Source organism: Anabaena subtropica FACHB-260, assembly GCF_014697105.1.
In the GTDB taxonomy this organism is placed as follows: Bacteria; Cyanobacteriota; Cyanobacteriia; order Cyanobacteriales; family Nostocaceae; genus Trichormus; species Trichormus subtropicus.
In genome coordinates, this window is record NZ_JACJRF010000039.1 from 46,471 (window position 1) to 52,591 (window position 6,121).

Genomic DNA, 6,121 nt, shown 5'->3' on the forward strand with positions numbered 1-6,121 from the left:
GCCTATACCCTGTGGGTTGATGGCTTGTTCCACACCTATTGTTGATATATTTAAGTATAGAATAATACTTTTTTTGGCATACGGGTGTTGAATAAAATTGAATGATTCTAATAATAATTTACTTGATTGTATCTTTAATTAACTCTGTGATTTTTTCAATAATATTTTCAGCTAATTTCAAAGAAAGCTTAACTTCTTTGTCTAAAGTATATATAGTGTCCTCATAATCTGCTTTATTTCTAGATTGCCGTAGCCTACATAAATCATTTCCTATTTCTATCATTTTCCTATTTTTTGATTTATTGCGTATGAATTCATCGGACACATATTGATGTTCATTGATATCGCCAGTTCTGGCTTTTGATAACCTTGGATCATGTAAAACATCTCGTAAGTAATTTCTAGCTGTACAAAAGGCAGCATAATAGGCTCTACTTATAGATGAACGTAGTTTTGCTTCGGGGATTGTTGGTTTAGAATCTGTTTCTGAATCAGTAGAAAAGGTAGAAGTTATATAAGCTATTTCTTTTGCTAGCTCAAGATATTCAGCCCAATTAAATTTCATCAAAACTAATATTAATTTCTAAATCATTACCAAATTTGAAAGAGATATCTAACCACCAAAGATTATCTAAAGCTTTTAGTTTATCAAATGCTTCATCTACATCAAGATTAGTATGAATCTCAATTATTAATTTTTTCCAACCAATAATTTCTGGATCATAAACAACCCGTAGCACATTTTTTTCATTATTAAAAATATTTTTGATTTTTTCATGAGCTTCTATCAATATAGAGATTAAATGTTTTTTCTCATTCAAATACTGCAATATCTCTACTGTATGACTCAAAATATATAAACTTCTAATCTCATTGAGAAAATTATTTACTAAGGCAACAGAACCAGTATTAATTACTTGATTAGATATTTCTGCTGAAAAAGAAGAAACTACTAAGAAGTTAGTTTGTATTCTTTCTATGAAAGGATTGGTACGATTTTTTACTTTACTATTTTCTTTACATAACCAATAAGAAGCCCACTTTGCTATTTCTATATTTTCATTTTCTAGTTCCTCATATGATTGAGATGGATTAAATTTTAATTTATTTGTTGCTGATGTACTAGGCGATGCAAGGCTTGGAAACTTTGTCTTTAATTCTGCTACTTCTTGTGTACTATTATCATTTAAAGAGCCAATACTAGGCATTATTCAAACCTCCTTAATAGATCACCATCTACTAATGTAAAAAACCAATTATGGCAAACTGAGTGAGCATTTTCTAGCCATTTGTCTAGATTTGAAGGAATTTCTGGGATATCAGGGTCAGTCGATTGAATTGTTGTTTCCCATATTAAAGCATCACTGGCTAAATTTCTTTGATTATCAAACTTTTGCCCCTTGACAATTCTGAAATTTACAATACCTTTTGGATTTTCAGCCGGAAATGCAAATTGCAAGTCTAATTGTATTGGATTATTTGTTACTAATGTTTTTTCAAAAAGTAAAGGACTGAAATTTAGTTCTATTTTCATTTTATTTTTTAAAAATTCATAAAATTCATTTTCTTTTAAATCTAAATCTATAGCATCAATATATTTTAAGATGAGATAACGTGGGCGGAATTTATCTTTACTGGGATGCACTATATACAAATTATCTACTACATCAATAATTCGTTTTTTAAAATCTTGCCAAATATAATTTTCTGTGTCATTAACTGTTAAAATTCCGTTACCCAATTGTACTAGAGGCCAACCTTTCTCGCTCTTAAATCTATGTTTGACAATCCCTTCTGCCATTTGTTCAGGAATAGAAGCAAATGGCAATTGTTCATATATGGGATAATTTTCATTTATTCTGTCAAATAATCTACCGAGTATTAATTGAGTATTAGGATCACCACCTATAAATGGTGGTTGTTCTGTATACCATCTTATTTCAAATATTGCCTCGACAAGAGGTTTGTTTGTTAAGTTCTCTAAAGCCATTTTTCAACTATTGTTTCTTACACTCTTTGATATTAACTCAAAATGCCAATTATTTTGCCTATTTTATAGGCATATTATATAGACCAAAAAATTCGTATCTTATAACTAGAATTACCAATATTAAGATTTTGCTATAGTATTTATTACTTGCTAATAGCATGATATCTGTTTGCTACTTTACTATGCTGCACCTTGGTCGTAATCATTCTCGAACAGGGTATTGGCTAACCATGTTTTAAACTCATTATCATCCGTAAATTTACGGTATGCTTCTGTATGGTTGAAGATGAACTCCTGAAACTTATCGACTAGCTTTTTCTCGAAGGTGATTCTGGCGTTTTGTCGATCTGAGTATTTCTTGGCGTTCTGATATTCTTCATCTTTACTGACTTCAGCAGGTAATTCTTCAAACAGGAAGCGACGCACTTTATCTTTTTCTGTCCACTGAATATTGCCAAAGCGATCATTAAAATCTTGAATAATATTACTGAGTGTGTCTAATTTCGCCTCATATTGCCTACCAGGAGGATCTGGGGGTGCGGGTGCTATTTCTCCGCCACCTTCAAGCTGTATGGCTAGGGTTGTTTGTCTTTCTATGCGGTAGCTGTCGATGTCAACGCTTTCTAAAACGCCTTTGGATAAGTCGGTTTCGTTAAGGTTGGGAAGTTTGGCTACTAGGAATTTGAGAAAGGTTTTCAAGCTTTCCCAGTAAGGATTACGGAAAGGATGAATTTGGACTAGGAATTGATAGTTACGGACAAAAGATTTCGCTTTTTTCTTGAAGTCTATTTGCTGTTCTTCGTCTAATTCATTGATAAAGTTTTGTTTGCTTTCATCGAGAATGGGGTCTAATTGGGCACGTTCTGCACCATTGATGAAGCGGTTCATCAATTCGTTGACTTGTTCTTCAGAATAAACTTGGAAACTGTCAAGTGCATCTTGTAAGTCGTTGAGGCGCTCTATATCTGTTTCTTCACTCAGAATTGTTGTTTGATAAAATGGGTCAAAGGCTTCTTTAATTGCATCGGCTGAGTTGACAAAATCTAGGATGAATGTATCTTTTTTATCTGGTTTGTAAGCCCGGTTGAGGCGAGATAGGGTTTGAACGGCTTTGATATCGGCTAGGGGTTTATCTACATACATGGTATGTAATAGGGGTTGGTCAAATCCTGTTTGATATTTATCAGCTACTATCAGGAATCTATACTCACTTTTTTTGAACTCTTTGGGAATGTCGTTCCCTGGAAAGCCGTTCATTGAGGACTCATCCTCTTTTTTTCCGTCAACTTCTTTACTGCCTGTAAATGCAACTATAGTTTTGTAAGGTGCGTTGATTTCCTGTAGGTAGGCATCGAAGGCTAGTTTATAGCGAATGGCACTGTTAATACCATTGGTGACGACCATTGCTTTTGCTTGTCCATTAATTTTGCGTTGACCAATTACTTCTTCTATGAAATGGTCAATCATAATTTCTGTTTTCTGGCGGATAGCGTGGGGGTGTCCCTCTATGTACTGCTTGAGCTTTTTCTTTGCTCGTTTGGTATCAAATTGGGGATCGTCTTCAATCTTTTTCTCAAGCTTACAGTAACTTCTATAGGTGGTGTAATTCTCCAGTACATCTAAGATAAATTCTTCCTCTATTGCCTGTTTCATGGAATAGTTATGGAAGGGATAATATTTGTTATCTGCTGGATTTTGAATGCCGAAAGTTTCTAATGTCTTATTTTTGGGTGTGGCTGTGAAGGCGAAGTAACTGGCGTTGGGAGAAAGTTTTTGTTCTTCAATGATGCGGAGAATTTTATCTTCGGTGGTTTCTTCTTCCTCACCTGTTTCTTTATTCAGGGCAGCACTCATTTTGGCTGCACTGCTACCACTTTGGCTAGAGTGGGCTTCGTCAATGACAATGGCAAATTTTTGATTGCTTAATGATTGAATTTCTTTAACAATATAGGCAAATTTAAAAACTGTGGTGATAATAATTTTTTTGCCTTCTTCTAGTGCCTGTTTTAGTTGCTTACTACCTTCGGTGATGGCTTCAACTACGCCTTTGACTTGGGCGAACTGTTTGATATTATCGCGGATTTGTTTATCTAATATTTTGCGGTCTGTGACGACGATAATTGAATCAAATATGGGGTTGGTGTCGCTGGTGTCGGTGAGTTCTACGAGTTGGTGACTTAGCCAGCTAATGGAGTTACTTTTACCTGAACCTGCGGAATGTTGAACTAGATAACGCTGTCCTACACCGTTGGTTTTGGCATTGGCTAGGAGTTTTCGCACTAGGTCGAGTTGGTGGTAACGGGGAAAGATTAGTTTGCGTTTCTTCTGTTTTTCTTCGTCTTTCTCTTCTACCAGTTGGGCATATTTTTCAATGATGTTGCTGAGGCTAGTTTTGGTGAGAATTTCTTTCCACAGGTAATCGGTTTTTAGTCCGTTGGGGTTGATGGGGTTTCCTGCACTGTCGGGGAAAAGTAAGTGAGGTTCAGATTTTTGACCTTTGTTGAAGGGAAGAAAAACTGTTTGTTCTCCCTTCAGTTCGGTGGTCATGTAGACTAACTCATCATCGACGGCGAAATGAACTAAGCAACGGGCAAAGTTAAACAGGGGTTCTTTGGGGTCACGGTCAGTTTTGTACTGCTTTATCGCATCCTGGACATTTTGCTTAGTGAGGTTGTTTTTTAGTTCAAAGGTGATGATGGGTAAGCCATTGATGAAAATCCCCATATCCAGGGATAGCCGCTTTTTATCTTTGCTGAACTGGAGTTGACGAGTAACGGAGAAGATATTTTGGTTGTAGTTTTGGATGGCTTGGGGGTTAAGTTGGGATGCGGGTAGTTTGTAGTAGAGTGTCAGGCTGACTTCTTGGGCTTTGATACCCTTGCGGAGAACATCAACAATACCTCTGCTTTTGATTTGGTCTGAGATGCGTTGAAATAGTTTTTCTTCAAACCGTTTACCGTAGCTGGTTTCTAGTTTGGTGACTTGGGTGGGTTGGGTTTGGCGGAGGAATTGCAGCAGTTGAGTTTTATCTATGCAGTAGTTGCGGTCATAGTCCCCAGGTTGACTTTTGATGTAACCTGCTTCTGTGAGTAGGCTTTTTTCTATGAGGGCTTCTAAGCCTTTTTCTGAGGTGTCGGTGGTGTTCATGGCTAAATTGCTGCGGTTGTAAGGGTGGTTTCAACTGCTGATGTTTCACGTACATCTATTTTTCCCGTTACAGCGTCGGAAATTAGCGTGGTGCGGTATTCTTGGATTAGTTCGATTTCTTTTTCAGCTTTGGCGATCGCTTGGTCAATTTGTTTTGATTCTCTATCCAAGCAAGCAACAATCTCTTCCTGTTCAGATAAAGGAGGAGTGGGAATAGTGTGAGTTGCTAAAACTCTCAAATAAATACTAGGTTGAGCTATTTGTGAGATATTATTATCAATCCATGCTTTGAATATTGCACTATCTATGTAATTTAATAAATATTCGGGAAGTATTTGTTCTGTTGGTCTTACATATCCAACATGACGGGTACAAGATAGCGGCAAATGTTCTTCTTTTAGAATTGCAGCAAAACCAATAGAGCCAACTAAAGTTATTAAAACATCACCGACAATAGGTGCTATTTTAGGATGTCCAGCTTGATAATCCTCAAAACTAATGTATGTAGCTTTATTTATATCAATAGTTCTATTTCTTACGTGCTGAGTAGAAATAAATTTAACACCTTCATCAACTTTAGGTGGAGTTTGATGTAATCCATCTTTGATTACAGAACAAAGCTTTTTCATCGGAAGAATTTCCCAATGCGCTGGAATTTCCCCTAACCACTGAATACCAGAAGGTTTAATAGGCACATGGGGGTTTAGTCCCTTAGTAACTGCACGGTTAGCGATCGCAGTTTTCTGCTCTTTGAGTAATTCGATAAGCCTTTGCTTGTTGCTGATGAAGTGGTCTATCTGTTCTAATTTGCGATCAAGGAAGCGGGCGATCGCTTTTTGTTCGGACAGAGGAGGGGTTAGTAAAATACATTCTCTAAGACAATACCTTTGCCAAATTACGAGGGTTCAACGCCCGTAGAAACGGGATGAATACGTCCTAAAGAAGTAAGCTTGGCAAAAATCTGGTTTAATAAAATAGGCTCAG

General features: G+C 36.5%; 5 protein-coding genes. All 5 read right to left on the reverse strand.

Features of this window, described 5'->3' with window-relative positions:
* Positions 1 to 118 precede the first annotated feature (118 nt).
* The gene (locus H6G18_RS19085; RefSeq protein WP_190408676.1) at positions 119 to 565 is read right to left on the reverse strand and encodes a HEPN domain-containing protein; all 447 of its coding nucleotides are present in this window, start codon (positions 563 to 565) and stop codon (positions 119 to 121) included.
* Positions 555 to 1,208: a hypothetical protein gene (locus H6G18_RS19090; RefSeq protein ID WP_190408677.1), complete on the reverse strand. Its 654-nt coding sequence runs from the start codon at positions 1,206 to 1,208 to the stop codon at positions 555 to 557. Before H6G18_RS19090 ends, H6G18_RS19085 begins: the two co-directional genes overlap by 11 nt.
* Positions 1,208 to 1,990 carry a TIGR04255 family protein gene (locus H6G18_RS19095; protein ID WP_190408678.1) on the reverse strand — a complete coding sequence of 261 codons (783 nt, stop codon included), beginning with the start codon at positions 1,988 to 1,990 and terminating at the stop codon, positions 1,208 to 1,210. Before H6G18_RS19095 ends, H6G18_RS19090 begins: the two co-directional genes overlap by 1 nt.
* Positions 1,991 to 2,170: 180 nt before the next feature.
* On the reverse strand, positions 2,171 to 5,137 hold the full coding sequence (locus tag H6G18_RS19100; protein ID WP_190408679.1) for a type I restriction endonuclease subunit R: 2,967 nt from the start codon (positions 5,135 to 5,137) through the stop codon (positions 2,171 to 2,173).
* Between the two features lie 2 nt (positions 5,138 to 5,139).
* Complete coding sequence (locus H6G18_RS19105; protein ID WP_190408680.1) at positions 5,140 to 5,832, reverse strand: restriction endonuclease subunit S; 693 nt, start codon at positions 5,830 to 5,832, stop codon at positions 5,140 to 5,142.
* Between the last annotated feature and the right edge of the window lie 289 nt (positions 5,833 to 6,121).